Origin of the sequence: Mesorhizobium sp. M0293, from assembly GCF_040321735.1 — a bacterium.
Lineage (GTDB): Bacteria > Pseudomonadota > Alphaproteobacteria > Rhizobiales > Rhizobiaceae > Mesorhizobium.
Window position 1 is genome coordinate 31,417 of record NZ_JAMYSA010000017.1, and the last position, 26,908, is coordinate 58,324.

Below are 26,908 nucleotides of genomic sequence, written 5' to 3' on the forward strand. Positions count from 1 at the left end.
ATGGGCCTAGTTCAATATTCCGACAATGGGTTTTTCGCGCCGCGCAAGATCGCGGAGGCTCTCCGCACGACCAGCGAGGAGGTTGCGAGGACCGCAGGCCTCGGCAAGGACGCCGTCCAGCGTAAGGACCGCGTTCGGTCGGACAAAACCCAGCGCCGGCTGCGCGAAATGGTGGAGATCGTCAATAAGGTCGAGCCGCGCTTCGGCTCGGCGCTCATGGCCTATGCATGGTATCGGTCCGAACCGTTGCCCGGCTTTTCCGGGCAGACGGCCATGCAACTGGTCCGTGGCGGTCGGGCTGACGAGGTGCTCGACTATATCGACGCCGTCGATGCCGGCATCCACGCCTGACCCGGTGAATGCAGTATCGAGGCAAGCTTTATCGGGCGCTAAACCCCATTTACGCGCGTGCGTCGCTTTCGGGTCGCGGTGCTGAGCTTTACGGCGGTCGATTCAATCCGAAGGGCACTCCCGCACTCTATACATCGCTTTCCGTGATCACTGCGCTGCGGGAAGCAAATCAGGTCGGCAATTTGCAGCCGACCACGCTAGTCTCCTACGATGCAGACATCGAGCAGGTCTTCGACAGCCGGGACGAACAGGCGCTTTTGGCCGAGAGTGTCGATGCCGGCGCGCTTGCCGATAGCTCCTGGCGCGACCAGATGAAGGCGACCGGTGAGGCAGTGACGCAGGCATTTGCCCGAAGACTGATCGGCCTTGGCTATCACGGATTACTCGTCAGGAGCTTTGCGCTGGGCGCGACCGCGGACGATGTCAATCTCGTGCTCTGGACGTGGGGACATGCCCCGCCCTCTCGCCTGACCCTTGTCGACGATGAGGGTCGGCTGTCGCGGTGATTTGGTACGCTGCCCGGAAGATCGGTCTCCTCGGCGGCATTCACAAAGCGCACCTGGATAGGCATGGAATTCTTGCAGCGCGTGGAAAGTTCCCGGAAGACAGCGAGCATCTTGTTCAGGGCTTCGAACGTGCCGCGAGACTTGATGGATACAGGAAGTAGATCGTCAGTTCTTGCCCGGCTTCGAAGGTGCCGCCAGAAAATGGCGGTCGTGCGAGTGCACGCTGCCCTCATATCGCGACAGCGCTGTGATCGGCATCTCGTTTATGGCGATGTCGAACTCGCCAGCACCAGAAGGTTCGGCGGGTCGAAGAGGTCAGAGCCAGCCGTGCCCTCTCGCCGCCCACCCCGCAATTCTTCTCGAACTCGTCGTCGTGGCCTCATCAGACCGTTCTTGGTCCCTCAGCGCGTCTTGCACAATCAGGCTCGCCTCTATCATTCCGCGGTCAGCATGACCTTGACGCTCTGTGAGCGGTCGGCGGCGAGACGGAAAGCATCGGGGGCGGAGGACAGGGCGTGCTCGGCGGTCACGAGCTTGAGGACGTCCACGTCGCCCTGCACGATGAGATCGACAGCCCGGCCGAACTCGGCGCCGAAGCGGAAAGTGCCTTTGAGATCGATCTCCTTGGCCATCACCGCGTTGGCCGGCAGCGGAATCTGGCCGCCTGGAAGGTTGCCAACCTGGACAACCGTGCCGCCGCGCCGGACGCTGGCGATCGCTGCGGCAAGGCCCGCCGCGGTGCCTGAAACCTCGAACGCCACGTCGAGCGACCTGTCGGCGGCGAGCGCCTGGAGCTCGGCGTCGTCGCCGGAAAGGTCGATCGTCCTGTCTGCGCCAAACCGGCGGGCGAAGGCGAGCGGGGCGGCTGATATGTCGGCAACAGTGAGCTCGCCGCAGCCGCCAAGCCTGGCCGCGAGCATGGTCAAGAGACCGATGGGGCCGGCACCGAACAGGATGACGTTGCGGCCCTTGATGTCGCCGGCCCGCGCGACGGCATGCAGGCTGACCGCCAGTGGCTCGGCAAGTGCGGCGGCCTGGTAGGCCACATCAAGTGGAACCTTGAAACATTGCGCGGGGGTGGCGTCGAACAGACTGGCGAACCCGCCCTGCATATGCGGCGTCTTCGATGCCGAACCCATGAAATAGATGTTTTTGCAGAGATTGGCGCGGCCTTCGAGGCATCGCGCGCAATGCCCGCACCAGCGCGACGGATTGATCGCGACGTGGTCGCCGACGCTGAGGCCAGGTGCCGCACCGTGGATCTCGACGATCTCGCCAGCGATTTCGTGACCAAGGATCAGCGGCGAAGTAACGACGAAATCGCCGGTGCGGGCGTGGCGGAAATAATGCAGGTCGGAGCCGCAAATTCCGCCCGCGCCAAAGCGCACCCGCACCATTCCTGGCGCCAGCGGGCCGAGCGGATGTTCCACGACACGCAGGTCTTGCGGGCCGAACAATGTCGCCGCGATCGCCTGGCCGCTCACCGGATCAGTCCCATCTCAGTCGGCAGCCAGAGCGTGATGGCCGGTATGAAGGTGATCAGAAGCAACGCCACGATAAGCGGCACCAGCCACGGCAGGATCGCCATGGTGGTGCGTTCGACCGAGAGTTTGGCGACGCGCGACAACACGAACAGCACCATGCCGAGCGGCGGGTGCAAAAGCCCGATCATCAGGTTTAGCGTCATGATCAACCCGAAATGCACCGGGTTGATACCGTAGACGGCGGCCACCGGCAGCAGGATCGGCACCAGAATGGTGATCGCGGCGATCGTATCGAGAAAGCAGCCGACCACCAGCATGAGGATGTTGACCAGGATCAGGAAGACCCACTTATTTTCGGTGAGCGCGAAGATGAAGTTCGAAAACAGCTGTGCCGCCTGGCTGACGGTGAGCAGCCAGGCGAAGATCGATGCGGCGGTAACGATGAACAGTACCGACGCCGTCGTCTCGATCGTGTCGAAGCTGGCCTTGGCGAGCAACCGCAGCGTGATCGTACGGTAGCGCACCAGCCCAAGAAAAAGCGACCAGATCACGGCCGCCATGGCCGCTTCGGTCGGCGTGAACCAGCCCATCGTCATGCCGCCGATCAGGATGACCGGTGTCATCAGCGCCATGACCGCGGAGAAGTCAAAATACCAGTCGGCCACGATCAGCACCAGCAGCGCGATACCGACCGCGATGTTGATCGACAGGCCAAGCTGCACGAGCACATAGCAGGCAACCGGAAAGGCAGCCACCACCAGCACCTCGCCCGCCGCTTCGGCCAGCCGCCGAAACTCGAAGGGCGTATCGGAGCCCCAGCCACGCCTGTAGGCGAAGATGGCGACCGTGATCATCATCAGCACGGTCATGACCACGCCAGGCAGGATGCCGGCCATGAACAGCGCGCCGATCGAGACATTGGCCATCATGCCGTAGATGACGAAGGGCAGCGAGGGCGGGAAGATCGGCCCGAGCGTCGCGGAAGCGGCGGTGACCCCGACCGCGGCGTCGATCGGGTAGCCATGATCCTTCATCGCCTTGATCTCGATGGTGCCGATGCCGGCGGCGTCGGCGAGCGCGGTGCCCGACATGCCGGAAAAGATCACCGATCCGATAATGTTGACCTGCGCCAGGCCGCCCTTCATCCAGCCGACCAGGGCAAGGGCGAAGGAATAGATGCGCCCGGTGACGCCGGCGATGTTCATGAGGTTGCCGGCCAGGATGAAGAAGGGAACGGCGAGCAGCGGAAAGCTCTCCACCCCGGCAATCATGCGCTGGGCTGCGATGATATCGGGCGCGACGCCGTAGATGACGAGGTAAAGGATCGAGGCGGCCGCCATCGAAACGGCGACCGGCACGCCAATGAGCATCAGGACAATGAAACCTCCGACCAGAAGCAGCATCGCTCAGACCCCTGCCGTCTCGAACGCACCAGGACGCTCGAGCACTGAGTAGCCGCGCCTGTAATTGCCGATAAAGACCTGGATCGAGCGCAGAAGCATCAGTACGAAGCCGGCCAGGACGGCGTAGAAGAACCAGCGCCGCGGCAGGTTCACGGTGACCATGCGCTCATGCGCCACGATCGTGACGTAGCGCCACATCAGCCAGGATCCGTAGGCGAAGAATGCGATGCGGATAACATCGACGGCGAGTGCCAGCCAGCGGCCGGCCCGTTCCGGCAGATAGTGATAGAGCACGTCGACATGGATATGGCGCGAAAGGCGCACGCACATGGCGGCGCCGAGAAAGACGACGACGACGAGCGCGTTGATGGCGATCTCCTCGGTCCAGGCAAGACTGTTGTTGAGCGCATAGCGGGTGAAGAACTGCAGGAAGACACAGACGACCATGCCCCAGAACACGGCTAGCGTGATCCAGTCCTCGATGCCGTGGTCCGACAGGTCGACGTGTACCGGCACCTCCTCGAAGGCATGGGCGATCTCTTCGACGGTGATCTCGGTGTGGTGTTCCTCGGCCATCGCGCGGGCTCCCGAAGCTGGTGGGTCGTCAAGGATTGGAAAGGCCGTCCGGCACAACGTGAAGCCGGACGGATGGGCAGGCTAAAGCAGCGAATCCGATTGCCGCTCTATCCTCGTTGATGAGCATCCGATTTCCCGCTGCCCTATTTGATGGCGCGGATCGCTTCCCAATCAGCCTTGTTGTAGCCGAACTCCTCGAAGCTGACCTTCTCCAGCACATTCTTCTCGAAATCGGCACTGTCGACATCCGTCACGCTGATGCCGCGGTCCTTGAATACCTGCACCAGGTCCTTTTCTCGGGCGACGATCTTTGCCGTGGCGCGGGCGGCGGCCTCCTGCATCACCTCCGTGAAGATCTTCTTGTCCTCATCGGAAAGCGAGGCCCAGCGCGACGCTGATACGATGGTATTGAGATGATCGACGATGTGGCCGGTGAGCACGATGTTCTTCTGCACCTCGTAGAACTTCTTTGCCTCAATGGTGGTCAACGGGTTCTCCTGGGCCTCGACCGTGCCGTTCTGCAGCGCCAGATAGACCTCGGCGAAGGCAATCGGCGCGGTGTTGGCACCGCAGGCACGGGGCATGGCGAGATAGGCCGGCACGTCGGGAACACGCATTTTTAGGCCTTGCATGTCGGAGCATTTGGCGATCGGCCGGTTCGAGGTGGTCTGCCGCGTGCCATAATAAGTGGTGGCAGCGATGTGATTGCCGGTCTTGTCCTCGTAGCCCTTGGTCAGGGCCTTGTAGACGTCGCTCTTGGTGTATTTCAGCAAATGGTCGGCATCACGGAAAGTATAGGGGAAATAGGTGACGCCGATCGGCGGATATTCGCGCGCCGCGAAGCTCGATCCGGAAATGATGATATCGACAGTGCCGAGCATCAGGCCCTGGTTGATGTCTGCTTCCTTGCCGAGCTGGGAGGCCGGATAGACATCGATTGTGTAGCGGCCCTGGGTGCGCTTCTTGATCTCGTCGGCTGCCCAGACGGACTCGGTATGGAAGGGTTCCGACGTCTCGTAGACATGGGCCCATTTCAGCACCGTTTGAGCCGAGGCCGAAGCCATCGGCATAACGATCGCGGCGATCACACCCAGCAGAACTGCGTATTTTCTCAGCATCCAAATTCCTCCCTGTGGTCGTGTTGGCTATCTGGCTCCCCCGCCCGATTGCTAATCCAACTCTCTATTGCGTAACCTCCTTGGCTACGGATCTTTCATCGAAATTGCGTGAGAACCTGATCTGCGACTGGCGCAGATGATGCTGCATGGCAGCCTTCGCACGCTCGGGATCGCGCGCCGCAATCGCATCGCGCACTGCACGATGCTCCCCAGCGGCGATTTGCCAGGAATCCTTGTTCTCGAAATAGGTGGAGAGGCGTTCGAAGTAAGGGTTCATGCGCTGGTCGAACAGCTCGCCGATGAAGCGCACCAGCACGGCGTTTTCGAGAATGCCCGCCACGGCCGTGTGGAATTCCCGGTCAAGCGCGATGGTCATTTTGTTCGGGTGGCGCATGGCCTCCATCCGGCGCAGCACGTCATCCAGCAGCTTGAGATCGGCCGGCCGAATATGGAGAGCAGCTTCGGCGGCGATCGCGCCTTCGACGAATTCGCGCGCGCGCAATAGCTCGAACGGACCTTCGTCCGTTGCCGCTTCGGATGCGGCCGTGTTCGGCGGATCCGTGACGTAGATGCCGGAGCCGACGCGGATGCGGATGCGACCTTCGACTTCCAGTGCGATCAATGCTTCGCGCACTGTCGGACGAGAGATTCCCAATTGGTCGGCCAAATCCCGCTCGGTCGGCAGACGGTCGCCGACGGCGAACTCGCCGGAGTCGATCAGCTGCCTGAGCTGATCGGCGACCTGTCGATAGAGCCGACGCGGTTCAACGGCCTGGATCGGCATATCAGCCTAATCCTCTCTTCAGATATCGCTATGCCGATTGGCATATTGGTCTGACCTATTGACCGGAGCCTACACTGAGGATTGGGTGAGTCAAGAGCGACCAACAGCAGGTTGTTCATCGGATAATTTCGATGCTGAAGAACCATTCCGAGACCGATTCGAGCTGACGTCATATTTCCCGCCAACGGCGCAGCACCATTCGCAACATCGCAGATCACGTTGCCAATGATGTTTGATTACAAAAATTGGCCATTCCGCTCAGCGAAATGAGGCCAGCCATTTCGCCGCCAGTTCTGCGGCCGACGCGATCCTGATGCCGCAATCCGCAATTATCCGTGCTGTCGCCACTACGAGTTCAGCGTTAGACGCGGCTATGCCGCCGTTCGGGAGAAAAAGATTGTTTTCAAAGCCAACCCGGACATGGCCGCCAAGCAGGGCGGCCGCCATCACGCAAGCGGCTTCGTTGCGGCCAAAGGCGCAGACACTCCAATGAGTGAAGCGCGGCTTCTCCGGAGCGAGAAATGGCAGAAGGTCGGAGGGAGAAGAAATCTGCCCCTGCGTGTAGCGACCCAGAACATAAAGCACCGGCACGTCTGGCCAGGGGATAAGTCCGCGCTGCTGCAAGTTGGACAGCCTGACGGCCTCCTCGGGGGAATAGAGGATGATCTGTGGGGAAATCTGCTCGGCACGCAACCAGGCCATGAAGCTTGCAAATTCTGGTTCTGATGCGGAATCCGGAACGATTTCGCGAAGCGCGAGGGAAACCGCTTGCGGCCTCACGTCCCGCACGACGGCCATCTGTTCGGCTGGCGCATAGATGCCGAGCGCCTCGGATGTGATTTGAACCATCAGCCTGTTGCCAACGGCACCGCGAATGGCGGCGATCGCCTGGCGATACACATCGGCATCGAGGAGATGTTTGCCGTCTCGATCACGGACATGGACATGAATCATGGCGGCACCGGCTTCGGCGCATTCGGCACCTGTGCGGGCCAGCTCGGCCGATGTCAGTGGGATTGCCGGATGGTCAGCCTTTGTGCGACGGCCACCGTTCGGTGCAACGGCAATAGTGATCGGGCCGAGATTATTGGTGAGGCTCAATGAGGGATACCGAACATTATAAGATTCATATGGATCAGTAATTCATCATATTGAAACATGTGTTGCAATCACTGATCTGCCGCGCTAGCAATACCCATGGACCGGGGAGAGCTTGAAGGACAGATCATCGATGCGTTCGACGGGATGTCGGCGCAGCTTCGGTCCGCGGCACGGTACGTCCTTGACAGGCCGCATGATGTCGCACTGCTGTCCATGCGCGAGCAGGCCAAGCACGCTGGTGTCCAGCCGGCGACCATGACGCGACTGGCCCAGCGTCTCGGCCTCGATGGCTACGAGACGGTGCGCGAGATCTACGCCACCGCGATCCGGGGTGGCGAGATCGGGTTTGCCGGCAAGGCCGGCATCCAGGTCGCCAGTCAAAAGCACAAGGGCGATCATGCGCTGGCCGGCGACATCATGCGTTCAATTTCCAGTCAGGTTGCCTACTTGGCCGAAAGCAAATCGATCGACCGGCTGGTGGCAATCGCCAAGGCGCTGACCGCGGCAAAGCGCGTCTACTGCCTCGGACTGCGATCAAGCCACGCGGTCGCCTGGCATCTTCACTATATCCTGTCGCTGATCGGCGAAAAGTCGGTCCTGCTGCATGGCATCGGCGGAACGGATGGCGACGCGCTCGGTCATGCGACGGGCGACGACGTTCTTGTCGCGGCCAGTGTGCTGCCCTACACGCGATTCACGATCGAGCTGGCCGAGTTTGCCGCGGGACGGGGCGTGCCCATCATTGCAATCACCGACAGCGAGGTAGCGCCGCTGGCGCAACTGGCCGATCATCTGGTCATAGTACCGACAAGCAGTCCGTCCTTTTTTCACACCATGACGCCGGCCTTCATCGTGTCGGAAGTCCTCGGCGCTCTTGTCGCGGGACAGGCAGGGGAGAGTGCTGTCGATGCGCTGCGCCGCTTCGATGAACAGGGCGCCGCCCTCAACACCCATTTGAATCAACGTCCGCCGAAGAAAGTGCTCTGAGAAACAGTCCATGACACACATCCTCCATCGAGCCATCCATTCGACGCTCCCAGTCGCGGTCCGGGGCAAGGGCATCGAACTGTTCGATGCCGAGGGCAAGTCCTACATAGACGCATCAGGCAGTGCGGCCGTCTCCTGCCTCGGCCATGGTCATCCCGACGTGATCGCCGCGCTCCATTCCCAGCTTGACCGCATTGCCTACGCCCATACCGGCTTCTTCACCACAGAGGTGGCGGAGCAATTGGCGGATCGGCTGGTCGAGGACGCGCCTTCAGGGCTCGACCACGTCTATCTGGTCAGCGGCGGCTCGGAAGCGATCGAGGCCGCGCTCAAGATGGCCAGGCAATATTTCGTCGAGAAGGGCGAGCCGCAACGGCGCCATATCATCGCCCGCCGACAGAGCTATCACGGCAACACGCTCGGCGCTCTCGCCACCGGCGGTAACGAGTGGCGGCGCGCCCAGTTCAAGCCGTTGCTGATCGAGACCCATCACATCGATCCCTGCTACGCCTACCGCTGCCAGCAGGAAGGCGAAAGCGACGAAACCTATGCGGCGCGCGCGGCCCAGCAACTGGAAGACAAGATCCTCGAACTTGGCGCCAACGAAGTCATCGCCTTCGTCGCCGAGCCTGTCGTAGGCGCCACGCTGGGTGCCGTGCCGCCCGTCGGCGATTACTTCAAGCGCATTCGCACCGTCTGCGACCGCTACGGCGTCCTGCTTATCCTGGATGAAGTCATGTGCGGCATGGGCCGCACCGGCACCCTGCATGCTTGCGAGCAGGACGGCATCGCTCCCGACCTTTTGACCATCGCCAAGGGCCTCGGAGGCGGCTATCAGCCAATCGGCGCGGTTCTGTTGGGCAGGCATATCTTCGACGCTTTCGCCAATGGCACCGGCTTCTTCCAGCATGGGCATACCTATATGGGCCACCCGATGGCGGCGGCGGCCGGTCTTGCTGTGCAGGAGGTGATCCGTCGCGATGGCCTGCTCGACAGCGTCAAGGCGATGGGGACGCGGCTGGACGAGCGCCTGCGCCAGCGTTTCGACAACCATCATCATGTCGGCGACATTCGCGGGCGCGGCCTGTTTCAGGGCGTCGAGCTTGTGATCGATCGTGCAACCAAGGAGCCCTTCGATCCCAAGCTCAAGCTCCATGCCCGCATCAAAAAGGAGGCGATGGCCCGTGGGCTGATGGTCTATCCGATGGGCGGCACGCTCGACGGTGTTCGCGGCGATCATGTGCTGATTGCGCCGCCCTTCATCATCACCGAACCGGATATCGACAGGATCGTCGAGCGGCTTGGCGACGCGGTCGATGCGGCACTTGCATCGGCAATGTGAAATGCGCGCCGCAGGACCATCAGTCAACTTCAAAGCGTCACCGGCGCAAGGCCGGGACAACCCACCAGAGAGGTAACAACCATGCATAGTTCAATGAAAACACTGATTGGCGTCGCAGCCAGCATGCTGCTGGCGCTGCCGTCGAACGCGGCCGAGCAGCGCTTCGTCACCATCGGCACTGGTGGGGTCACCGGCGTCTACTACGCGGTCGGTGGGGCCATCTGCCGGCTGATGAACAAGGATCGCAAGGAGACCGGCATTCGCTGCTCGACAGAATCGACGGGGGGTTCGGTCTTCAACGTGAACTCTATCCAGACCGGCGATCTCGATTTCGGGCTGACACAGTCCGACGTGCAGTATCAGGCCTACAACGGTGCCGGGAATTTCGACGGCAAGCCGTTCAAGGATCTGCGGGCGGTGTTCTCGGTTCATCCCGAGCCATTCACCGTGCTGGCGAGGCCCGATGCCGGCGTCACCAAATTCGAGGATTTCAAGGGCAAGCGCTTCAATGTCGGCAATCCTGGTTCCGGCACGCGCTCGTCGATGGAGGAATTGCTAAAGCAGATGGGCTGGACGCTCGGCGACTTTTCGCTGGCCGCGGAACTGAAGGCGGATGAGCAAGGCAGCGCGCTCTGCGATAACAAGATCGACGGCTTCTTCTACGGCGTCGGACATCCTTCCGCTGCGATCCAGGACCCGACAACGGCCTGCGGCGCCAAGCTCATTGCGCTGACCGGGCCAGCCGTGGACGCCCTGGTGGCCGCGCATCCCTACTATTCGGTCGCCACCATCAAAGGCGGCATGTACGCCAACAATCCGGACGACGTGACGACGTTCGGCGTCCGCGCCACCGTGGTGACGAACGCCAATACGCCTGACGACGTGGTCTATGAGATGGTGAAGGCGATCTTCGGGAATTTCGACGACTTTAAAAAGCTGCATCCGGCCTTCGCCAATCTCGATCCCAAGGAGATGATCAAGGCTGGTCTGTCGGCGCCGCTGCATCCGGGCGCGGAGCGCTACTACAAGGAAAAGGGCTGGCTGTAAGCGCGCCAACGCGAGGCGCCGACGGGCGCCTCGCGTTGCAATCATAAGAGACGAAAATGAGCGTGGGGAACGATGACAGATCAAAGCCAGCGGGTGGAAACGCCTGACCAACCCGTTATCGACATCGACAAGCTCAACGAGATCGTCGCCGAGGCCGACACTGGCGGGCGCAAGCCGACCGGCCTCACGGCGAAGCTGATCCTCGGCGTGTCGCTGGCGTGGTCGTTGTTCCAGCTCTGGTATGCATCGCCCATTCCCTTCCTGGTCAATTTCGGCGTCGTCAGCGACGGCATCGCACGATCGATCCACCTTGCCTTCGCGCTGTTCCTGGCAATGCTGACGTTTCCTGCCTTCAAGGCATCGTCGCGCAGCCGCGTGCCGCTGCCCGATTGGGTACTCGGCATCGCTGGCGCCGCGGCAGCTCTGTATCTGGTGGCCTTCTACAAGGATATTGCCCAGCGGCCTGGTCTTCCCACCACTGTTGATCTCATCGTCTCGATCGTCGGCGTCCTCATCCTGCTCGAAGCCGCCCGCCGTGCCGTTGGGCCGGCCATCACTGTCATCGCGGCTATCATGCTGGCCTATATCTTCGCCGGTCCCTATCTGCCCGGATTGCTCGGTCACAAGGGCGCCACCTTGCCGCGCGCGGCCTCGCAGATGTGGCTGACATCCGAAGGCGTGTTCGGCGTCGCCCTCGGTGTTTCGACCAACGTCGTCTTCATGTTCGTGCTGTTTGGCACCCTGCTCGAGCGCGCCGGCGCCGGCGGCTTCTTCATCCAGCTTGCCTTCTCGCTGCTTGGCAAGTACCGCGGCGGGCCCGCCAAGGCTGGAGTGGTGGCCTCCGGCCTGACCGGCATGATCTCGGGGTCATCGATTGCAAATGTGGTGACGACCGGAACCTTCACCATCCCACTGATGCGAAGGGTCGGATATACGGCGGTGAAGGCCGGCGCCATCGAATGCGCGGCCGGCGTCAACGGCCAGTTGATGCCTCCGGTGATGGGCGCCGCCGCGTTTCTGATCGCGGAATATGTCGGCATTTCCTACGCCGAGGTGGTCAAGCATGCCTTCTATCCCGCACTGCTGACCTACGGCTCACTGTTCTACATCGTCGACATCGAGGCGATGAAGATGGGGCTGAAGGGCCTGCCGTCAAGAAGTACAAATACTGCATTTCAGGGTGTGGTTCGCGGCTTGATGGGCGTGTGCGGTTTCATCATCCTCGCAGGTCTCGTCTACTACGGGATTGGCTGGACGAAGATTGTGTTTGGCGCGGCCGCGACCTGGATGATCAGTGCCGCACTTGTCGCCACCTATGTGGGGCTTGTTGCCTACCGCGCCCGCCATCCCGATCTGCCGCTCGAAGACCTGGACGGTGAAATCGTCAGGATTCCCCACTTCGGCGAGACGGCGCGCACTGGCCTGCATTTTCTGCTGCCGGTGATCTTGCTGATCTGGTGTCTGATGGTGGAGGAACTTTCGCCCGGCCTTTCCGCATTCTGGGGCGTCGTCGCTCTGATGGCGCTGATCATCACCCAGCGTCCGCTAACCGCCTTCTTTCGCAAAGACCACAAATTGGCGTCGCATTGGCGTCACGGCCTCGACGATTTGGTCGGTGGGCTGGCTGCCGCCGCGCGCAACATGACGACGGTCGGCATCGCTACCGCCACCGCCGGTATCATCGTCGGCACCGTCCTGCTCACCGGCATCGGCCTGGTGATGACGGAACTGGTCGAATTCATCTCGGGCGGCAGCTTCATCGTCATGCTTTTGTTCACTGCGGTGATCTGTATCATCCTTGGGATGGGTATGCCGACGACCGCGAGCTACGTTGTCGTTGCCACCCTGATGGCGCCGGTCATTGTCGATCTGGCGGCCCAGAATGACCTCGCCGTGCCGCTGGTCGCGGTCCACATGTTCGTGTTCTATTTCGGGCTGATGGCGGACGTGACGCCACCAGTCGGCCTTGCTGCCTATGCGGCGGCGGCAATTTCCGGGGCCGACCCGGTCAAGACGGGGTTGCAGGGCTTCAAATATGAGATCCGGACCGGCCTTTTGCCCTTCATCTTCATCTTCAACACCGGTCTGTTGATGATCGACCTGGAAGGGCCGTTCGACTTCGTCGCCATGGTGGTGACGTCCACATCGGCGATGGTCTCCTTTGTCGCTGCGACGCAGAACTGGCTGCTGATCCGCAACCGCTGGTACGAGACGGTCGCGCTGCTTCTGGTCTGCTTCACGCTGTTCAGGCCGGGCTTCCTCCTTGATCAGGTGAGTGAACCATATAAGGCAATACCCGCCTCTGAACTCGGCCATGTTGTCGACCAAACAGCCGACGGAGGCGCTATTCGCTTGCGCCTGACGACATTGAATCTCAACGGCGACGAGATATCGAAGCTGGTGAGGCTGCAACTCGGGCCTGGCAATTCATCCACGGAGCGCCTCAAGGCTGCAGGATTGGATGTCAGCGCGCTTGGCGACAGCGTAACGGTGGGCGTCGTGCGGCTGGGCAGCCAGGCGGCCAAATTCGGCCTGCAACCCGGCGACGAGATCAATCAGGTGCTGGTGCCCGCCGAGCGACCGTCGCGCTACTGGTTTGCCGTTCCGGCGATATTGCTGCTCGGGCTGATCTTCTGGGCTCAAAGGCGGCGAAAGGGGACGGTTGCCTGTGAGCCTCTGTGAGATCCATGTACGACGCGTCCATCCCATGACATTGTGACAGTGGGGCGCACGCCGCGTTTCGTGCCCAGCTGCGGGCCGCTTAAGGTCGGTCCGTATACTGATTTCGCGACGGCGAGCGGCATGGAGTTTGGAATGGATATGAGAACCAACACTTTAGAACCTCCCGGTGACGAGGCGCATTCTACCCGCAGCAAGATCAAAGAGATCGCGGCCGAGTTCTATGTCCTGCGCGGCCACGACGGTTTCAGCTTCGGCGATATAGCGACGGCGATTGGCACGACACGAGCCAACATCCACCATCACTTCGGCAACAAGCGTCAATTGATGGAGGAGTTGATCGCCGACTTCGCCACGAACGCCGAGACCCGGATCAGGCGCTTCTGGACGACGCCCGACGTCCGGTTCTTCGACCGGCTCGATATGCAGCTCGAGGATCTTCGCCACTTCTATAAACGTTTCAACGCTGAGGACGGAGCCCGTAACATGTGGAGCCCGCTGTCACGCTTGCGCCACGATCTCCCAGTCCTCGGCGAACCGGCGGAACATGCCCTGGAGCGGGTCAACCGGGTCTATGAACAGAGCCTGCGCCATGCGGTGGACCAGGCTGTGGAGGACGGAGACCTCTCCGCCGACACACTCAGGGACGAACTCGTGCACATGCTGCGCACCACACTTCTGTCCTGCCCACCGATGACTCAGGACACCGGAAGCTTTGATGAGGTCGCCAGGACCTTCGCCGTACTGGCGGCCATCATTCGCGCAGCCTGGCAGGATGCGAGGAAAGGCTCGCGTCGAGGCTAGAAGCCAAGAAATCAAAAACGAGGGCGAGTTGACAACTGTTGACGCCGGAGGTACTTACTTACAGGTAAGTCAGCCATCGTTCAGTGGCGACAAGGCGCGTACAGGGAGGTCCAGGTGCTGCGTGATGACGAATTCACCCGTTTCGAGATCAATCCCTTTACCGGAGCACTGGGTGCGGAAATCCGCGGAATCGATTTGGCGAGTGCGAGTGAGGACGCCTTCGCGGACGTCCGCCGAGCGCTCTACAAATACCACGTCCTCGCCGTTCGCGGTCAGGAGCTTGATCCAGTTGGTGTTCATAAGGTCGCCCGCCGCTTCGGCCCGTTCAGCGGCAATCCGGTGCACAAGCCGATCGACGGCTTCGAGGATGTCGTTCGCTTCGTGCGTGAACCGGACGACAAGGGCAAGGTGATCGGCGAGGATTGGCATATGGACCTCGCCTGGCTTGCCAAGCCGCCGGGCATCACGATGCTCTACGGTGAAGAGGTGCCGCCGGTTGGCGGCGACACCTGCTTTTCCAGTCTCGAAAAAGCCTACGATTCGCTGTCACCGCAGCTCGTCGAAATCCTGCGAGGACTAACTGGCGTCCATAGCGGCCGCGGTGTCTTCGCGATCAACGCGGCGCATAGCCGGCTCGGCGTGAAGTCCGATGTCGAGGCGATCGAGAATGCCGTCGTGGAGCACCCGGTGATCTGCCGGCACCCCGAGACAGGCCGGCGCTATGTCTTCGTCAGCAGTGTCATGACCAACTTCAAGGGGATGACGGAGGACGAAAGCAAACCGATGATCGACTTCCTGATGGCGCGGGCAGTTCGGCCCGAGTTCAACTGCAGGCTGCGTTGGGAACCGAAGACGCTTGGGATGTGGAACAATCCCCACGTCCTTCACACAGCCATCAACGATTATCCCGGATACCGCCGGGTGATGTACAGAACGACGGTGGAGGGCACCGTTCCACTTGCCGCCACGGACGGCTGACGCGCAACCGCTCAGGGAGGAGCAATGGCATTTGGTTCCGAGGCGTCCGCCGGCTACAGGGGGGAAGGGGCGGCGGAAGCGGCTGGCGAGACCAAGAGGCGGCGCTTCGCGTTTTCGCCTGCCTATCTCTATGCGACGCCCGTGCACCTCCTGGTGCTTGGGATCATCGTGCTGCCCGCCATCTTCGTCCTGTGGCTGAGTTTCGAGGCCTCGTCATTCGGCCAATCGGCAACCTTCGTTGGGCTCGATAACTATATCCGCGTCCTCACCGATCCATATTTTTGGGGTTCGATCTGGAACACGGTCCTCGTCGTCGCCGTGGCAGTTCATATCGAACTGCTACTCGGCCTCGGCCTGGCTCTGCTTTTCGCCTCCGGGCTTCCCTTCCAGCGTGTCATGCTCGTCGTGGTGCTCGCTCCCTACGCTATCAGCGAGGTGACGGCGGTCGCAATGTGGCGCTTCCTGTTCGATCCAGACGTCGGGCCGATCACGCTGATGCTGCGATACGCCGGGCTGCCGACGCTCGACTGGACGTTCATCCCTTCCCATGGCCTCATCCTCGTCGGACTGCTGACAATCTGGCTGCACTTGCCATTCACATTTATCATTCTCTACGCGGCACGGCTCGCGGTTCCGAAGGAGCTATACGAGGCTGGGCGTACCGACGGAGCCAATGCGTTCCAGCTCTTCCGCAACATCACGCTACCGCTTCTGACGCCAGCGATGCTGATTGCGCTGCTCTTCCGCTACATCTTCGCCTTCCGCCTCTTTTCCGAGGTCTGGCTCCTGACCCAGGGCGGCCCGGCGCGCACGACCGAGGTCGTTTCCGTTTATCTCTATCAGGAAGGCTTCCGCTACAACGCGTTCGGCACGGCGGCCGCGACGGCGTGGATGATGGTCGTGATCTCGCTGCTGCTTGCGACTGGCTATGTATGGCGGCTGCGCAAGGAATCCGTGGCCAATGCGTTCTAAGCGTCTCGCCATCGGTGCCGGAAAGACGCTCGCTGTTGCGGCAATCGTCGTCTGGTCACTGTTTCCGATCGGCTTCATCGTGCTCTCGTCGTTCAAACCCGGTCGCGAGATTTTCGCGGTTCCACCAGAGCTCTTCTTCGAACCGACCTTCGAGCACTACGCCTCGCTGTGGCGGCGCTGGCCGTCCTTTTTCGACGGGCTCGTCAACAGCCTGATCATCACCACCGGGGCAACGGCGCTTGCCGTCATGGCAAGTTTGCTCGCTGGTTTCGCCTATTCACGCTATCGGGGCGTCCGTTTCCTGGAAGGATCGGTGATGTTTCTGATCGGATCGCGGCTGATCCCGCCGATTGTCGTGACGCTGCCACTGTTCCCGGTCGTCAATCGGCTCGGGCTCAACGACACCCATCTGGTGCTGATCCTGCTTTACGCGACATTCTTCGTCTCGCTCGGTACGCTTTTGATGCGGACGTTCATCGATCAAGTGCCGCGCGAACTCGACGAGGCGGCTGTCCTCGACGGCGCGCGGCCGCTGACGATCCTTGTGAAGATCATCTTGCCGCTCGTAGCGCCCGGCATGCTCGCCGTCGCCGTCTTCGTCGTCGTCTTCGCGTGGAACGAGTTTCTATTCGCCTATATTTTCACCGCCAACCACGCCAAGACCGCGCCTCTGGTCCTTTCAGAGATGATCAGCTCGATCGATGGCGTTGACTGGGGCGTGCTCTTTGCAGCCTCTACCGTCCAATTGCTGCCGGTTCTCGTCTTCGTGGTCCTGATGAACCGGTTTCTTGTCGCCGGGCTGACCGCTGGCGCGACCAAGGGGTGACGAGGTCACCAAGAAAGGGAGGAAGACAATGCCTTTGCACATGACACGCAGAGCCCTGCTGACGACCGCGATGGCTGCCGGCGCGACGGGCGCATTGAGTCGGTTGGCCCATGCTCAGGTAAAGACGCTGAACGTGCTTTGCCATCGCGTCCACCAAACCAACTTGACGACCGGCGCCGCCGGCAATGTCATCAAGCCTTGGGAGGACAAGAACAACGCCCAGATCTCCTGGACGACGCTCGACAGCAATCCGCTCCAGGACCGGTTATTCCGGGAGGCGAGCCTGAGCGAGACCGATTTCAACGTCGGCTATGTCATCGACAACCGCATGACATCGCAGATCGCCTCGCTCTTCGAGCCGCTCGACGACCTCCGGAAAGTCGAGCCGATCGAGGATTTCGACGATATTGCCGAGGGGCTGCGCCAGTCGATGACCGTAGGCGGCAAGCTCGTCGGCATCCCGGTGCGTCACGCCACGCAGGGGCTGTTCTACAACGAGGAGCTGCTTCAGGAGGTCGGCATTTCGGCCCCGCCGAAGACCTTGGAGGAATTGGTCGAGCAGGCGAAGAAGCTGACCTTCACTTCGAAGTCCGGCACGCCGGTCGTCGGCATGATTCTCGCGAGCGACCTCGCCGTCTTCCCCGTCATGTTCGCCCGCGCCTTCGGCGGCGATTTCATCGACAAGCAGTTCCAGGTCGTCCCCAATCCGGAGGCGATGGAAGAAGGCCTGTCCGTGCTCGCCGACCTCTTCCAGGCCGGTGCGCTCCCGCGCAGCTACGCCACGACGCGCAACGACGACATGGTGACATGGATGCAGCAGGAACGCGCGGCCTTCGCCGTGCTGCCGTTTGCCCGCTATGCGCAGCTCAACAATAAGGAGCAGTCGACGGCGCCGGGAAAGATCAAGGCGATCGAGTTCCCCGGCTCGAAGACGCTTGGCGACGATCAAGAGATGCACACGGTCGTCGAATCCTGGGCGATGGCGATCCCCGCTAACGTAGAGGACAAGAAGCTTTCCTGGAGCTACATCCGTTTCGTGTCGAGCAAGGCGGCGACGCTCGGCATGGCACGGAATGGCAACGGCCCTGTCCGCGTCTCGACCTATACCGACCCATCGTTCACAGAGTCACAGCCGCAGGCGAAGGTCGAGGCCGCCGCCCTCGCCAATGCGAGATCGGCCTTCCCGGCTTTTCCCGAAGCCGCCCGCGCACAGTCGACGTTCCTCGAGGAAGTGCAGCTCGCCGTTCTCGGACGCAAGAGCCCGAAGGAGGCGGTCGCCGCCATTATCGAACGTGTCAAGCCGTTGATGCCGGCATGATCACTACCAGTGCCCGCCGACTGGCTCTTGGCTAGCGGAGACGAGCTGCTCCCTTCACTAGCTTCCGCTTGGAGGGACTTCATCGCCCGGAAACAGCCAGCCGTCGCGATGCATGAGGCATGGTCAGGCTCCTTGTTGAAGAAGCCCGTGATGCTCTGCCGCTGCCGAACCACCCTCAATGCGAGCGACGTCCGGTTCGTGATCTCTACCTCATCCCACGCGCCCATCCCCGCAACGGGTTCGTTCAGCGTCGCCACCGCAGCCGGCGCGCCAAGTGGAGCAAGCGGACTTCTTCGCGGAGCGCATTCGCGAGACCGACATTGCCGCTGTGGAGATTTGAATGCTGGTGTTTCCGTCCGCCGGTCCCGCCGCCTTTCACAACACCCGACCGTCCTTGTCAAAGAAGTGCAGCGTGCCCGGCCGAGCCGTCAGACCTACGCAACTTCCGATCTCAGGCGGATTTCTTTCGTCACTCATCACATGACAGGAGGTCCGCCCAGGCAATTCAATGTGGATGAGTGTCATCGCTCCCGTGTATTCCGCAAGAGCTACCTTTCCGTTGAGCTTGGCTCTTTCGGGTGATGTCAACGTCAGGTGTTCTGGCCGCACGCCGAGCGATTCAGCGGTTTCGGGTACTCTGAACTCCGGCGACAATGCCGAAGCGAGTGCGGCCGGCAGGATATTCATCCTCGGGCTGCCGATGAACTGCGCCACGAAAAGATTGCTTGGACTGTCATAAAGCTCTCGCGGCGAGCCGACCTGCTCAATCTTGCCGTCGCTCAGCACGACGATCTTGTCCGCCAAGGTCATCGCCTCGATCTGATCGTGAGTGACATAGATCATTGTAGTGGCAAGGCGGCGGTGGAGTGCTGCGATTTCGGAACGCATGTGGACACGCAACTCCGCGTCGAGGTTGGACAGAGGTTCGTCGAACAGAAAGACGTCCGGATTGCCGACGATGGCCCTGCCGATGGCAACCCGCTGGCGTTGGCCTCCCGACAGTTGGCGCGGATATCGGTCGAGCAACAGCTCAAGTTTCAGGATGGCGGCCGCCTCCGCGACCCGCTGGACGCGCTCCTCGGCGGGCACTTTGCGCACCTTGAGGCCGAAGCCCATATTGTCGCGGACGGTCAGATGCGGATAGAGCGCATAGGATTGGAACACCATGGCCACGCCGCGTTTGGCGGCGGGCACTTCGTTGACGATCCGGTCACCGATCCTGAGTTCGCCCTCGCTGATGTGTTCGAGGCCGGATATCAGGCGCAACAAGGTAGACTTGCCACATCCCGAAGGGCCAACGAAGACGACGAACTCGCCGTCGTCGATTTCGAGGTCGACGCCACGAATGGCCTCGGTGGCGCCGAATCGTTTGCGGATGTCCTTCAGCAGAACCCTGGTCATGGCAGATTTTCCTTATCCCTTGACGCCTGAGAGGGCGAAGCTCTCGATGATCTGGCGCTGGGCGATCAAGTAGACGATGAGGATCGGAACGACGGCCAGGCTGGTTGCGGCAAGCTGGAGGTTCCAGAGCGGCAGTCCATAGCTGTCATTGAAGTTGGACAGGGCGAGCGGCAAGGTGAACTTCTCTAGCGAGCTGAGGAAGATCAGCGGTTCGAGGAAGAGGTTCCACGAATGCAGGAAGGTGATGATCGCAACCGCCGCAAGCGCCGGGCGCGACATCGGCAGGGCAATCTTCCACCATACGCCGAAGCGCGACAGGCCATCCATCTTGCCGGCCTCCTCCAGTTCTTTCGGCAAGGCCAGGAAGAACTGGCGCATCAGGAACGTCGCCACCACGCCCTGCGGGCCGAAGACGGGCAGCAGGATGAGCGGCCAGTGGGTGTCGATCATGCCGAGCGTCCGGATCAGAAAGAAGTTCGGGATGATGGTAACTTCCTCCGGCACCATTAGCGCCATGACGAGGAACAGCATCAGAAGCCCGGCGCCGGCGAAGCGCATACGGGCCAGGGCGTAGCCGGCCAGCGACGAAATGAACAGGGTCAGCGCGGTCACCGTGAAGGCGATGTAGAGCGAGTTGAAGTACTGTCTTGCGAAAGGCTGATACCTGAAGACCTCGGCGAAATTCCCGAAGCGCCAGACACGCGGGACAAGAGTGGGCGACCCGAAGATCTCGGTCGTGCTCTTGAAACCGCCGGAGATCATCCAGAGGAAGGGGAAGACGAAAGGCACCGCAAGCAACAGGAGAGCGATCGTCCAGCATATGCGGTAGAGGGTTTCGGTCTGTCGCGAGGTCATTCCATTTCCCTCCGACGCAACATCACCTGCACCAGGACCAGCGCCATGACGATGACGAACATGATCATGGCGAGCGCGGCTGCATAGCCGACATTGAAGAACTTGAAGCCCTGCTGGTAAATGTAGAAGGCTAGCACGAGCGTTCCGTTTTCCGGTCCGCCGCCGGTCATCTGATAGATGTGATCGAACACCTTGAACGAGCCGATTGTCGTGAGCACCATGATGACGAGCGTCGTCGGCGCCAGCATCGGCCAGGTGATCATGCGGAATATCTGCCAGCGCGACGCACCCTCCAGGGTCGCGGCCTCCTCATAGTCGCGCGGGATCGCCTGCAATGCCGCGATGTACAGAATCATGTTGAGGCCGACCATCTTGATGACGCGCGTCACGATCACTGCGGCCATCGCCCAATTGGGCTCGCGCAACCAGTTCGGCCCGTCGATGCCAAACCAGCCGAGCAGCAGGTTCACCGCGCCACCATCGCCCTGGAGCATGAATTTCCAAACGATCGCCCAGGCTATTGCCGACGTGACGACCGGCGCAAAGAAGATGGTGCGAAAGAACACGACACCGCGGAACGGCCTCGACAACGCTAGCGCCAGCATCAGCGCAAGCGCCATGTTCAGAGGAACCAGACCGAGGGCGAAGACCACCGAATTGCGCACGACATGCCAGAAGTCCGGATTCTGAAACAGCACGTTCTGGAAATTGCGCAGGCCGACGAACGTAGATTGCTGGCTAAGCAGGTTCCATTCGGTCATCGAATAGTAGACGATGGCGATCAGCGGCCCGAGGAAGAAGATCAGGAAACCGACGAAGGTCGGGCTGACGAAAAGCCATGCCTCCAGCGTCTCGCGATATTTCAGACTCAGCCACGGCGCGCGGTGATCACGCGCCATGGTGTCCCGATATGCCTGCTTCGCCATCGGTTGGCCCTTTTAGAGCAAGGGCTGGATGGCGGCGCAAACGCCCTTGAGCGCCTCTTCGACATTTGCGTCGGGCTTCCAGAGCGCGTCTACCCGCGGCGCCATGGCGGCGAAGATCTGCGGCACTTTCTCGTGCGACGGGTGGACACGGCCATTGGCGATGGCGGCAGCGACATTTTTCATCTGCTCCAGAGGGACCAGCTTGTTGGAATTGACGAAGGCATCGCTCTCCAGGACGCTTTTGCGGGCCGGTGGGAAGAACTGCGCCATGACAGCGACATTTTCCTTGCTGGTCATCTCCGCGACCAGCTGCGCGGCGAGCTCCTTGTTCTTGCTCGACTCGAAAACGGTCAGGGCAGCCTGTCCGATGACGGGAGCCTCGCCGGCCGGACCCGAAGGCAGTGGGGCGACGCCCCATTTGAAGCCGGCCTCCGGCATCTTGGAGGCGCGCGATATCTGATTGACGGTCATCGCGGAATTTCCGGAGAAATAGTCACCCTGTTCGCCCGGCGGCACGATCGACTTGTCCTTGAACACCATGTCGTGGAGCTGCCTGACCGCCGCGACGGCCTCCGGCTTGTCCAGCCCGCATTGCCCATTTGCCCATAGGTCACCACCATAGGCCCTGACAGGCGGCAGCAGGGCATGCGTCATGCGCGACGCGTAGCCTTCCCCGTCCTTGAACTCGAAGCCCCATTTGCCGGGATTCGCCTCGGTGAGTTTCTTCGCGACGTCCTGGAATTCCTGCATGTTCCATTCGCCTTTGGCGGCGAGCTGGTTCGGGTCTTCGAGGCCCGCTTTATCGAACATGTCCTTGTTGTAATAGATCAGGAACGGCGACGTGGAGAACGGGATGCCGAAGACCTTGCCGTCCTTCTGCCAGAGTGCCATCGCCGGCTGCGAGAAGTCGTCGAAATCGTAACCTTTTGCCGCCTTGAGGGTCGGGCCAAGGTCCATCAGCAGCCCCGCATTTTCGAATGCGGGCGCTGCGTCCTCCATCATCCATGCGACATCCGGTGCATTGCCACCGGCAACCTGGAAGGTGAGCTTCTGCGTATAGTCCGCAACCGGAACGGTTTCGAACTTCACCGTGACGCCCGGGTGCGTGTCGGTGAAACCCTTCGCGATGCCTCCGAGCATCTTCAGGTGCGCCTCGCTACCCGTCCACACGGTGACGCGGAGTTCCTGCGCCACGACATGGGCGGACAGCGCAAACAGCGTGAATGCCGATACTGCAAGTTTCAATGCGGTCTTCATGTTTTTCCTCCCATTGGTTCGATGCACTTCGATCCCCGGTCAGCGCGCCGTAGTTAGGACGCTGTTCCTGGCAGCAAACCGGGCGCATCGCCTATGGTCCAGCCGCCGTCGACAGGTATGTCGGCGCCGGTGATGTACCGGGCGGCATCGCTGCACAGGAACACGAAGGCCCCCACGAGATCATCAGGCTGGCCGTGCCGGCCTGCCGGAATCTTGGCTGACACGGCCTTGCGGAACGACGCGTCCACATAGCGACTGGCGGTGGCCTCGATTTCGATCGCGCCAGGTGAGATCACATTCATCGTAACGCCATGGGGAGCTACGTCGCGCGCGATGGCGCGGACAGCCGTCAGTTGCGCGGCCTTCAGCGAGGCATAGACCACGGTTTCGGCGCGTGGCCGGCGGGCCATGATGCTGCCGGTCGCCACGACGCGTCCCCAGCCGCGTCTGGCCATGGCCGGCACGAGCGATGCCGTCAGCGTCAGCAGCGCGGTGAAGTTGGCGGCGACATGTTTGTGGACATGCCCACTGTCGATCTCCTCCCAGGCGCGGCGGTGCTCTATCGCCGCGTTCGAGATCAGGATGTCGATCGGGCCCGCCCTAGCCTCAAGTTCGTTTGTAAAGGCGGCCACGGCTTCGGCCTGCGTGAAATCGGCCTCCAGGACCGTCGTGTTCGCTCCGGTCCGTTCAGCGGTTCCGCGCGCACCATCTTCGTCACCTAGATGATGCAGAACGAGCGAAGCGCCGTGCTCGGCCAAGGCGATGGCAACCGCTCGCCCGATGCCGGAGCTGGCACCTGTCACCAGTGCGCGGCGACCTGCCAGCGAAAAGCGGTCGCTGCTCACGGTTCCGACCCACCCAGCTTGTCGACCACTTCGAACGAGGCAATGTCTGCCGCATCGAAGTGCTCGCGTATACGCTGGTCGGCCAGATCGGCGTCGCCAGCGGCAATGGCCTCGAGGATATTGCGGTGGCGCTCGATCGTCGCGCGCCAATCGGCCTCACTGCGATTGGAACGCCGCGAGAAGAGCTCGGAGACCTCACGCTGCACTGAGCGCAATCCCTCCATCTGGATTCGGATCATGGCATTGCCGGTCGCCATGGCAAGACCGAGATGAAACAGAATGTCCGCTTCGGTGAAATCACGCGGTTTGCCGAGGCCGTTCTGCATGTCGGCAAGCGCCCGACGCATCGTTTCAATACCCTCTGGGTCGCGGCGCTCCGCCGCAAGGCGAGCAATGCCAGTCTCGATGACGCGACGCATTTCGTTGGCTTCCTGAAGTCGCTTCAGGCTGGACCGTACGGCGTAGGCGTAGATGCGTTCCATCGGCTCGCCGCTAAGGGCCTTTGCCCGCGCGACCTTGCCCTGCTGCGTGAATACGAGCCCGGCGCTCGCCAACTGGCGCAGCGCCTCGCGTGCGATCGGTTTTGAGACGCCAAATTCCCTGGCGATCTCACCTTCCGTTGGCAACGCTTCGCCGGGCGCTATGCGGCCATCAACCAGGGCCGCCGCTATCGCGTCCGAAACGCCATCGGCAAGCCGCGAGGGGCTGGCCGGCTTGGCTGTGAAGATCGATTTGCGTGTGGCGTCGGTCGACATTCAGGGTCCCTTTCGTCGATGCCGTAGCATATTGCGCGCAAACATAGCAACTAAGTTTTTTGGTTGCTAAGCAGGAAAGTGCGCGCTAAGAGAATCCGCAGTTCGAGGAAGGCAGTGGAATGGGAGAAGCGTGAGGCCGATGCGTCCCAGCGAGCCGATGGCGGCAGAACCGCTCAAGATTGTGGAGGTGATCGCCCACCCGCTTAGCCAGACGCTGCCGGTACCGACCGTGACGTCGTGGGGTTCTTACACCAAGGTCTCGCTCGTGCTGGTGGAAGTGCGCACCGACGCCGGCATTGTCGGCGTCGGTGAAACGCTGGCCCGCTTTTCGCCCAAGGCCTATGGCGACCTGATCGAGACGTCGCTCAAGCCCCGCCTTGTCGGTCAGGATGCGCGCAACATCGGGGCGTTGTGGCAATCGATGCGCAGGGCTTTGTCGGGCAAGGCAGGGGGCATGCTCATCGAGGCCATTGCCGGCGTGGATATTGCGCTGTGGGATATCCTCGGCAAGGCAACCGGCCAGCCCATCGCCAAGCTCCTGGGAGGCGTTGGCCGCGATCGCATCGATGTCTACGCCGCCGCGGTCAATTGGACGGATGACAAGGCTGCCGACGCCGAACTGGACCGTTATCTGGACGAAGGCTTCCCGCGCATCAAGATCAAGATGGCGCGCCCGGTGCGCGATGCTTGCAAACGGATAGAGCGTCTGCGCAAGCGTGCGGGCGACCTGGTCGGCCTCTGCGTCGATGCGAACTGGGCTTATACGCTCGACGAGGCCGTCGAGGTTGGCCGCGCGCTGTCGGCGAACGGCTATTTCTGGTTCGAGGAACCGCTGCAGCCGGAGAACGAGCAAGGCTACGAAGAACTGCGCCGCCGCTGCGATGTCCCGCTGGCTGCGGGCGAAAGCAATTTCACGCTCGACCAGGCCCAGCGGCTGATCGCAAACCGGACGCTGTCCTTCCTACAGCCGGACGTCGCACGCGCCGGCGGTATAACCGAGACAAGGCGCATGGCGGATTACGCAGCCGCGCACGACATCCGCTACGCACCGCATATCGGCATGTCGGGAATCGTTTGCGAAACCGCCAGTGTCCATCTCGCTGCCGCGATGCCGAACTTCGGAATGATGGAGTGCGAGTGCGACGCCAGCCCGTTCAAGACCACGCTGGCCGACATCGCGCCGGGATGCCGCCGGCAGAAAAATGGGATGCTCGACGTTCCCGACCGGCCCGGGCTCGGTATCGAGATCGACTGGGAAGCCGTCAAGAAACTGAAAGCCGAATGAGGCCAGCGACCCGATGAACAACCAGACCCCACTTTCTTCCGGGGACATGACCGAGGCAATGCGACTTGCGCTGTTGCGCGCGGACCCGTCGCTCAGCCGCTTCGATCCGTTGCCGCGGATCCTGTCCTTCGACGATTTCTCGCGCGGCCATTGCGGCTGGTCGCAGCTCGTCGGCAACTACGAGGACGATCTCGACACCATGCTGCCGGGCTATGCGCAGCACACAAGCGCCATGCTGTCGACGCTCGGCCACTGGGATGCCGGGTCGCACGGCGGCATGGACTCATCCTACGCCCTGAAAGTCGCTACGCGCCCGATACCTGGCGCTCGCAACGTGGCCATCAAGCGCCACACGTTCAGGAAACGGGGGCCGATTCGTTTCGAGATGTATTTCACCTTCAAGCCGGAGGCCACCGAACTGAAGCTGTCGGAAACGGATGTGCGTTCGGTCGGCTTCCTGTTCGATCTGCAAGGCGGAGACCGGGACAACAGCGATGACAGGGTCATGCCGCATCTGCGCTTCCTCAATGCGCTCGACGGCCAGCATCTGCAAAAATGGCAATACAAGCGTGAAACGGAACGCATTATCCCGCTCGGCACCGAGAACAAAACGATCAGCCACTATCATCTCGCGCCGGAGGGCTGGCTCGACATTGCCGGCGGCGCGCAGCGCCTCTGCTACAATGAGATCCCGACGAAGGTGAACTGGACCTATTTGTGTTTCGACTTCGACCTGGAGTCGATGCGGGCGCTCGCCCTGCGCTGCAACGACCGTAGCTTCGATTTGTCTGGTTTCGAGTCGATTCACATTCCGGCCATGAAGAACCTCTGGTGCATGCTCAATTTCTGCGTGTTCGCGGAGACCGACGTCGCCAAGCGGGCATTCCTCTATGTCGATTCCATCTGCATTTCCGGGGATTTCTGATGCTGCCCGAGAGCATTACCGCCATTGTCGCGCGCAACGAACGATGGAGCGGTGAGGCCGCCAGTGAACCTTATGAGGCAGGATGGGCGCGCGAGGCGATTTTCTTCGTCCGGGCCTTGAAGGAGCCTGGCGGTCCCGTGCCGATGGCACGGGTCGAAATCTCACCGGACGGGATGCGCTGGTTGCCGGAGGGCACCGAATTCCGCATGCCGAACCGGCGCGACGGCATGGCGATGGCGCGCTTGACGCATTTCGGCAACTGGCTGCGTGTAACGGCCCGCTTCGAGGACGGTGGGGAATGTTTCGTGCTGGTGACACTGCATCTCAAGGCCTGACGGGCGGCAATTTCTTGATTTCCCATCTTCAACACGGGACGGCCTTTT

General features: G+C 61.5%; 26 protein-coding genes. 14 read left to right on the forward strand and 12 right to left on the reverse strand.

The genetic code is table 11. The features are described from left to right. Both NKJ06_RS09295 and NKJ06_RS09300 read left to right on the forward strand, forming a co-directional pair. Complete coding sequence (locus NKJ06_RS09295; protein ID WP_352630558.1) at window positions 1–351, forward strand: MbcA/ParS/Xre antitoxin family protein; 351 nt, start codon at window positions 1–3, stop codon at window positions 349–351. A gap of 8 nt (window positions 352–359) precedes the next feature. After that, the gene (locus tag NKJ06_RS09300; RefSeq protein WP_352630556.1) at window positions 360–857 is read left to right on the forward strand and encodes an RES family NAD+ phosphorylase; all 498 of its coding nucleotides are present in this window, start codon (window positions 360–362) and stop codon (window positions 855–857) included. 434 nt (window positions 858–1,291) lie between these two features. Here NKJ06_RS09300 and NKJ06_RS09305 read toward each other — a convergent pair whose 3' ends face one another. From NKJ06_RS09305 to NKJ06_RS09330, 6 genes are all read right to left on the reverse strand, one after another. Further along, on the reverse strand, window positions 1,292–2,341 hold the full coding sequence (locus NKJ06_RS09305) for an L-idonate 5-dehydrogenase (RefSeq protein WP_352809670.1): 1,050 nt from the start codon (window positions 2,339–2,341) through the stop codon (window positions 1,292–1,294). Continuing rightward, on the reverse strand, window positions 2,338–3,744 hold the full coding sequence (locus NKJ06_RS09310) for a TRAP transporter large permease (protein WP_352809671.1): 1,407 nt from the start codon (window positions 3,742–3,744) through the stop codon (window positions 2,338–2,340). Before NKJ06_RS09310 ends, NKJ06_RS09305 begins: the two co-directional genes overlap by 4 nt. 3 nt (window positions 3,745–3,747) lie before the next feature. Further along, window positions 3,748–4,320: a TRAP transporter small permease gene (locus NKJ06_RS09315; RefSeq protein ID WP_352630551.1), complete on the reverse strand. Its 573-nt coding sequence runs from the start codon at window positions 4,318–4,320 to the stop codon at window positions 3,748–3,750. 143 nt (window positions 4,321–4,463) lie between these two features. Continuing rightward, window positions 4,464–5,438, reverse strand: a complete 975-nt coding sequence (locus NKJ06_RS09320) for a sialic acid TRAP transporter substrate-binding protein SiaP (protein ID WP_502905600.1) — start codon at window positions 5,436–5,438, stop codon at window positions 4,464–4,466. A gap of 64 nt (window positions 5,439–5,502) precedes the next feature. Beyond that, entirely contained in the window at window positions 5,503–6,222 is a 720-nt protein-coding gene (locus tag NKJ06_RS09325; RefSeq protein ID WP_352630549.1) for a FadR/GntR family transcriptional regulator, read from the reverse strand. A gap of 258 nt (window positions 6,223–6,480) precedes the next feature. Beyond that, window positions 6,481–7,323, reverse strand: a complete 843-nt coding sequence (locus NKJ06_RS09330; RefSeq protein WP_352630548.1) for a beta-keto acid cleavage family enzyme — start codon at window positions 7,321–7,323, stop codon at window positions 6,481–6,483. A gap of 96 nt (window positions 7,324–7,419) precedes the next feature. Here NKJ06_RS09330 and NKJ06_RS09335 point away from each other — a divergent pair, with 96 nt between their 5' ends. From NKJ06_RS09335 to NKJ06_RS09375, 9 genes are all read left to right on the forward strand, one after another. Then, on the forward strand, window positions 7,420–8,310 hold the full coding sequence (locus NKJ06_RS09335) for a MurR/RpiR family transcriptional regulator (protein ID WP_352630547.1): 891 nt from the start codon (window positions 7,420–7,422) through the stop codon (window positions 8,308–8,310). 10 nt (window positions 8,311–8,320) lie between these two features. After that, window positions 8,321–9,652, forward strand: a complete 1,332-nt coding sequence (locus NKJ06_RS09340; RefSeq protein WP_352630545.1) for an aspartate aminotransferase family protein — start codon at window positions 8,321–8,323, stop codon at window positions 9,650–9,652. Window positions 9,653–9,745: 93 nt separating this feature from the next. Continuing rightward, entirely contained in the window at window positions 9,746–10,699 is a 954-nt protein-coding gene (locus NKJ06_RS09345) for a TAXI family TRAP transporter solute-binding subunit (RefSeq protein ID WP_352630543.1), read from the forward strand. A 72-nt stretch (window positions 10,700–10,771) separates the two neighbouring features. Next, entirely contained in the window at window positions 10,772–13,381 is a 2,610-nt protein-coding gene (locus NKJ06_RS09350) for a TRAP transporter permease (RefSeq protein ID WP_352630541.1), read from the forward strand. A gap of 132 nt (window positions 13,382–13,513) precedes the next feature. Next, entirely contained in the window at window positions 13,514–14,182 is a 669-nt protein-coding gene (locus NKJ06_RS09355) for a TetR/AcrR family transcriptional regulator (protein ID WP_352630539.1), read from the forward strand. Window positions 14,183–14,296: 114 nt separating this feature from the next. Beyond that, window positions 14,297–15,160 (forward strand): TauD/TfdA dioxygenase family protein, encoded by an 864-nt coding sequence (locus tag NKJ06_RS09360; RefSeq protein WP_352630536.1) that lies wholly within the window; start codon window positions 14,297–14,299, stop codon window positions 15,158–15,160. 24 nt (window positions 15,161–15,184) lie between these two features. Continuing rightward, on the forward strand, window positions 15,185–16,132 hold the full coding sequence (locus NKJ06_RS09365) for a carbohydrate ABC transporter permease (protein ID WP_352630534.1): 948 nt from the start codon (window positions 15,185–15,187) through the stop codon (window positions 16,130–16,132). Next, window positions 16,122–16,958, forward strand: coding sequence for a carbohydrate ABC transporter permease (locus NKJ06_RS09370; protein ID WP_352630532.1), 837 nt, complete (start codon window positions 16,122–16,124; stop codon window positions 16,956–16,958). The genes NKJ06_RS09365 and NKJ06_RS09370 overlap by 11 nt, the downstream gene beginning before the upstream one ends. A gap of 28 nt (window positions 16,959–16,986) precedes the next feature. After that, complete coding sequence (locus tag NKJ06_RS09375) at window positions 16,987–18,276, forward strand: ABC transporter substrate-binding protein (protein WP_352809673.1); 1,290 nt, start codon at window positions 16,987–16,989, stop codon at window positions 18,274–18,276. Between the two features lie 375 nt (window positions 18,277–18,651). Here NKJ06_RS09375 and NKJ06_RS09380 read toward each other — a convergent pair whose 3' ends face one another. The 6 genes from NKJ06_RS09380 to NKJ06_RS09405 are packed head-to-tail and all read right to left on the reverse strand — an operon-like array spanning window position 18,652 to window position 24,315. Continuing rightward, window positions 18,652–19,677: an ABC transporter ATP-binding protein gene (locus NKJ06_RS09380; RefSeq protein WP_352809674.1), complete on the reverse strand. Its 1,026-nt coding sequence runs from the start codon at window positions 19,675–19,677 to the stop codon at window positions 18,652–18,654. A 12-nt stretch (window positions 19,678–19,689) separates the two neighbouring features. Beyond that, the gene (locus tag NKJ06_RS09385; RefSeq protein WP_352630525.1) at window positions 19,690–20,532 is read right to left on the reverse strand and encodes a carbohydrate ABC transporter permease; all 843 of its coding nucleotides are present in this window, start codon (window positions 20,530–20,532) and stop codon (window positions 19,690–19,692) included. After that, window positions 20,529–21,458 carry a carbohydrate ABC transporter permease gene (locus NKJ06_RS09390; protein WP_352809675.1) on the reverse strand — a complete coding sequence of 310 codons (930 nt, stop codon included), beginning with the start codon at window positions 21,456–21,458 and terminating at the stop codon, window positions 20,529–20,531. Before NKJ06_RS09390 ends, NKJ06_RS09385 begins: the two co-directional genes overlap by 4 nt. 12 nt (window positions 21,459–21,470) lie before the next feature. Then, complete coding sequence (locus NKJ06_RS09395; RefSeq protein WP_352809676.1) at window positions 21,471–22,715, reverse strand: ABC transporter substrate-binding protein; 1,245 nt, start codon at window positions 22,713–22,715, stop codon at window positions 21,471–21,473. A gap of 53 nt (window positions 22,716–22,768) precedes the next feature. Then, window positions 22,769–23,560, reverse strand: coding sequence for an SDR family NAD(P)-dependent oxidoreductase (locus NKJ06_RS09400; RefSeq protein ID WP_352809677.1), 792 nt, complete (start codon window positions 23,558–23,560; stop codon window positions 22,769–22,771). Then, on the reverse strand, window positions 23,557–24,315 hold the full coding sequence (locus NKJ06_RS09405; RefSeq protein ID WP_352809678.1) for a FadR/GntR family transcriptional regulator: 759 nt from the start codon (window positions 24,313–24,315) through the stop codon (window positions 23,557–23,559). Before NKJ06_RS09405 ends, NKJ06_RS09400 begins: the two co-directional genes overlap by 4 nt. A 139-nt stretch (window positions 24,316–24,454) precedes the next feature. Between NKJ06_RS09405 and NKJ06_RS09410 the strand changes: the two genes are divergently transcribed. Genes NKJ06_RS09410 through NKJ06_RS09420 form a run of 3 tightly spaced genes read left to right on the forward strand, consistent with a single transcriptional unit; the run spans window position 24,455 to window position 26,860 of the window. Then, entirely contained in the window at window positions 24,455–25,600 is a 1,146-nt protein-coding gene (locus NKJ06_RS09410) for a mandelate racemase/muconate lactonizing enzyme family protein (protein ID WP_352809679.1), read from the forward strand. 58 nt (window positions 25,601–25,658) lie between these two features. After that, window positions 25,659–26,525, forward strand: a complete 867-nt coding sequence (locus NKJ06_RS09415; protein ID WP_352809690.1) for a DUF6772 family protein — start codon at window positions 25,659–25,661, stop codon at window positions 26,523–26,525. Beyond that, complete coding sequence (locus tag NKJ06_RS09420) at window positions 26,525–26,860, forward strand: hypothetical protein (protein ID WP_352809681.1); 336 nt, start codon at window positions 26,525–26,527, stop codon at window positions 26,858–26,860. Before NKJ06_RS09415 ends, NKJ06_RS09420 begins: the two co-directional genes overlap by 1 nt. The last annotated feature ends 48 nt before the right edge of the window (window positions 26,861–26,908 follow it).

Excerpts from the sequence above, each read along its gene's own strand:
- NKJ06_RS09295 (WP_352630558.1), top strand. The coding sequence starts at position 1 with ATGGGCCTAGTTCAATATTCCGACAATGGGTTTTTCGCGCCGCGCAAG.
- NKJ06_RS09300 (WP_352630556.1), top strand. The coding sequence starts at position 360 with ATGCAGTATCGAGGCAAGCTTTATCGGGCGCTAAACCCCATTTACGCG.
- NKJ06_RS09310 (WP_352809671.1), bottom strand. The coding sequence starts at position 3,744 with ATGCTGCTTCTGGTCGGAGGTTTCATTGTCCTGATGCTCATTGGCGTG.
- NKJ06_RS09315 (WP_352630551.1), bottom strand. The coding sequence starts at position 4,320 with ATGGCCGAGGAACACCACACCGAGATCACCGTCGAAGAGATCGCCCAT.
- NKJ06_RS09320 (WP_502905600.1), bottom strand. The coding sequence starts at position 5,438 with ATGCTGAGAAAATACGCAGTTCTGCTGGGTGTGATCGCCGCGATCGTT.
- NKJ06_RS09325 (WP_352630549.1), bottom strand. The coding sequence starts at position 6,222 with ATGCCGATCCAGGCCGTTGAACCGCGTCGGCTCTATCGACAGGTCGCC.
- NKJ06_RS09335 (WP_352630547.1), top strand. The coding sequence starts at position 7,420 with ATGGACCGGGGAGAGCTTGAAGGACAGATCATCGATGCGTTCGACGGG.
- NKJ06_RS09340 (WP_352630545.1), top strand. The coding sequence starts at position 8,321 with ATGACACACATCCTCCATCGAGCCATCCATTCGACGCTCCCAGTCGCG.
- NKJ06_RS09345 (WP_352630543.1), top strand. The coding sequence starts at position 9,746 with ATGAAAACACTGATTGGCGTCGCAGCCAGCATGCTGCTGGCGCTGCCG.
- NKJ06_RS09350 (WP_352630541.1), top strand. The coding sequence starts at position 10,772 with ATGACAGATCAAAGCCAGCGGGTGGAAACGCCTGACCAACCCGTTATC.
- NKJ06_RS09355 (WP_352630539.1), top strand. The coding sequence starts at position 13,514 with ATGGATATGAGAACCAACACTTTAGAACCTCCCGGTGACGAGGCGCAT.
- NKJ06_RS09365 (WP_352630534.1), top strand. The coding sequence starts at position 15,185 with ATGGCATTTGGTTCCGAGGCGTCCGCCGGCTACAGGGGGGAAGGGGCG.
- NKJ06_RS09370 (WP_352630532.1), top strand. The coding sequence starts at position 16,122 with ATGCGTTCTAAGCGTCTCGCCATCGGTGCCGGAAAGACGCTCGCTGTT.
- NKJ06_RS09375 (WP_352809673.1), top strand. The coding sequence starts at position 16,987 with ATGCCTTTGCACATGACACGCAGAGCCCTGCTGACGACCGCGATGGCT.
- NKJ06_RS09380 (WP_352809674.1), bottom strand. The coding sequence starts at position 19,677 with ATGACCAGGGTTCTGCTGAAGGACATCCGCAAACGATTCGGCGCCACC.
- NKJ06_RS09385 (WP_352630525.1), bottom strand. The coding sequence starts at position 20,532 with ATGACCTCGCGACAGACCGAAACCCTCTACCGCATATGCTGGACGATC.
- NKJ06_RS09390 (WP_352809675.1), bottom strand. The coding sequence starts at position 21,458 with ATGGCGAAGCAGGCATATCGGGACACCATGGCGCGTGATCACCGCGCG.
- NKJ06_RS09395 (WP_352809676.1), bottom strand. The coding sequence starts at position 22,715 with ATGAAGACCGCATTGAAACTTGCAGTATCGGCATTCACGCTGTTTGCG.
- NKJ06_RS09405 (WP_352809678.1), bottom strand. The coding sequence starts at position 24,315 with ATGTCGACCGACGCCACACGCAAATCGATCTTCACAGCCAAGCCGGCC.
- NKJ06_RS09410 (WP_352809679.1), top strand. The coding sequence starts at position 24,455 with ATGCGTCCCAGCGAGCCGATGGCGGCAGAACCGCTCAAGATTGTGGAG.
- NKJ06_RS09415 (WP_352809690.1), top strand. The coding sequence starts at position 25,659 with ATGCGACTTGCGCTGTTGCGCGCGGACCCGTCGCTCAGCCGCTTCGAT.
- NKJ06_RS09420 (WP_352809681.1), top strand. The coding sequence starts at position 26,525 with ATGCTGCCCGAGAGCATTACCGCCATTGTCGCGCGCAACGAACGATGG.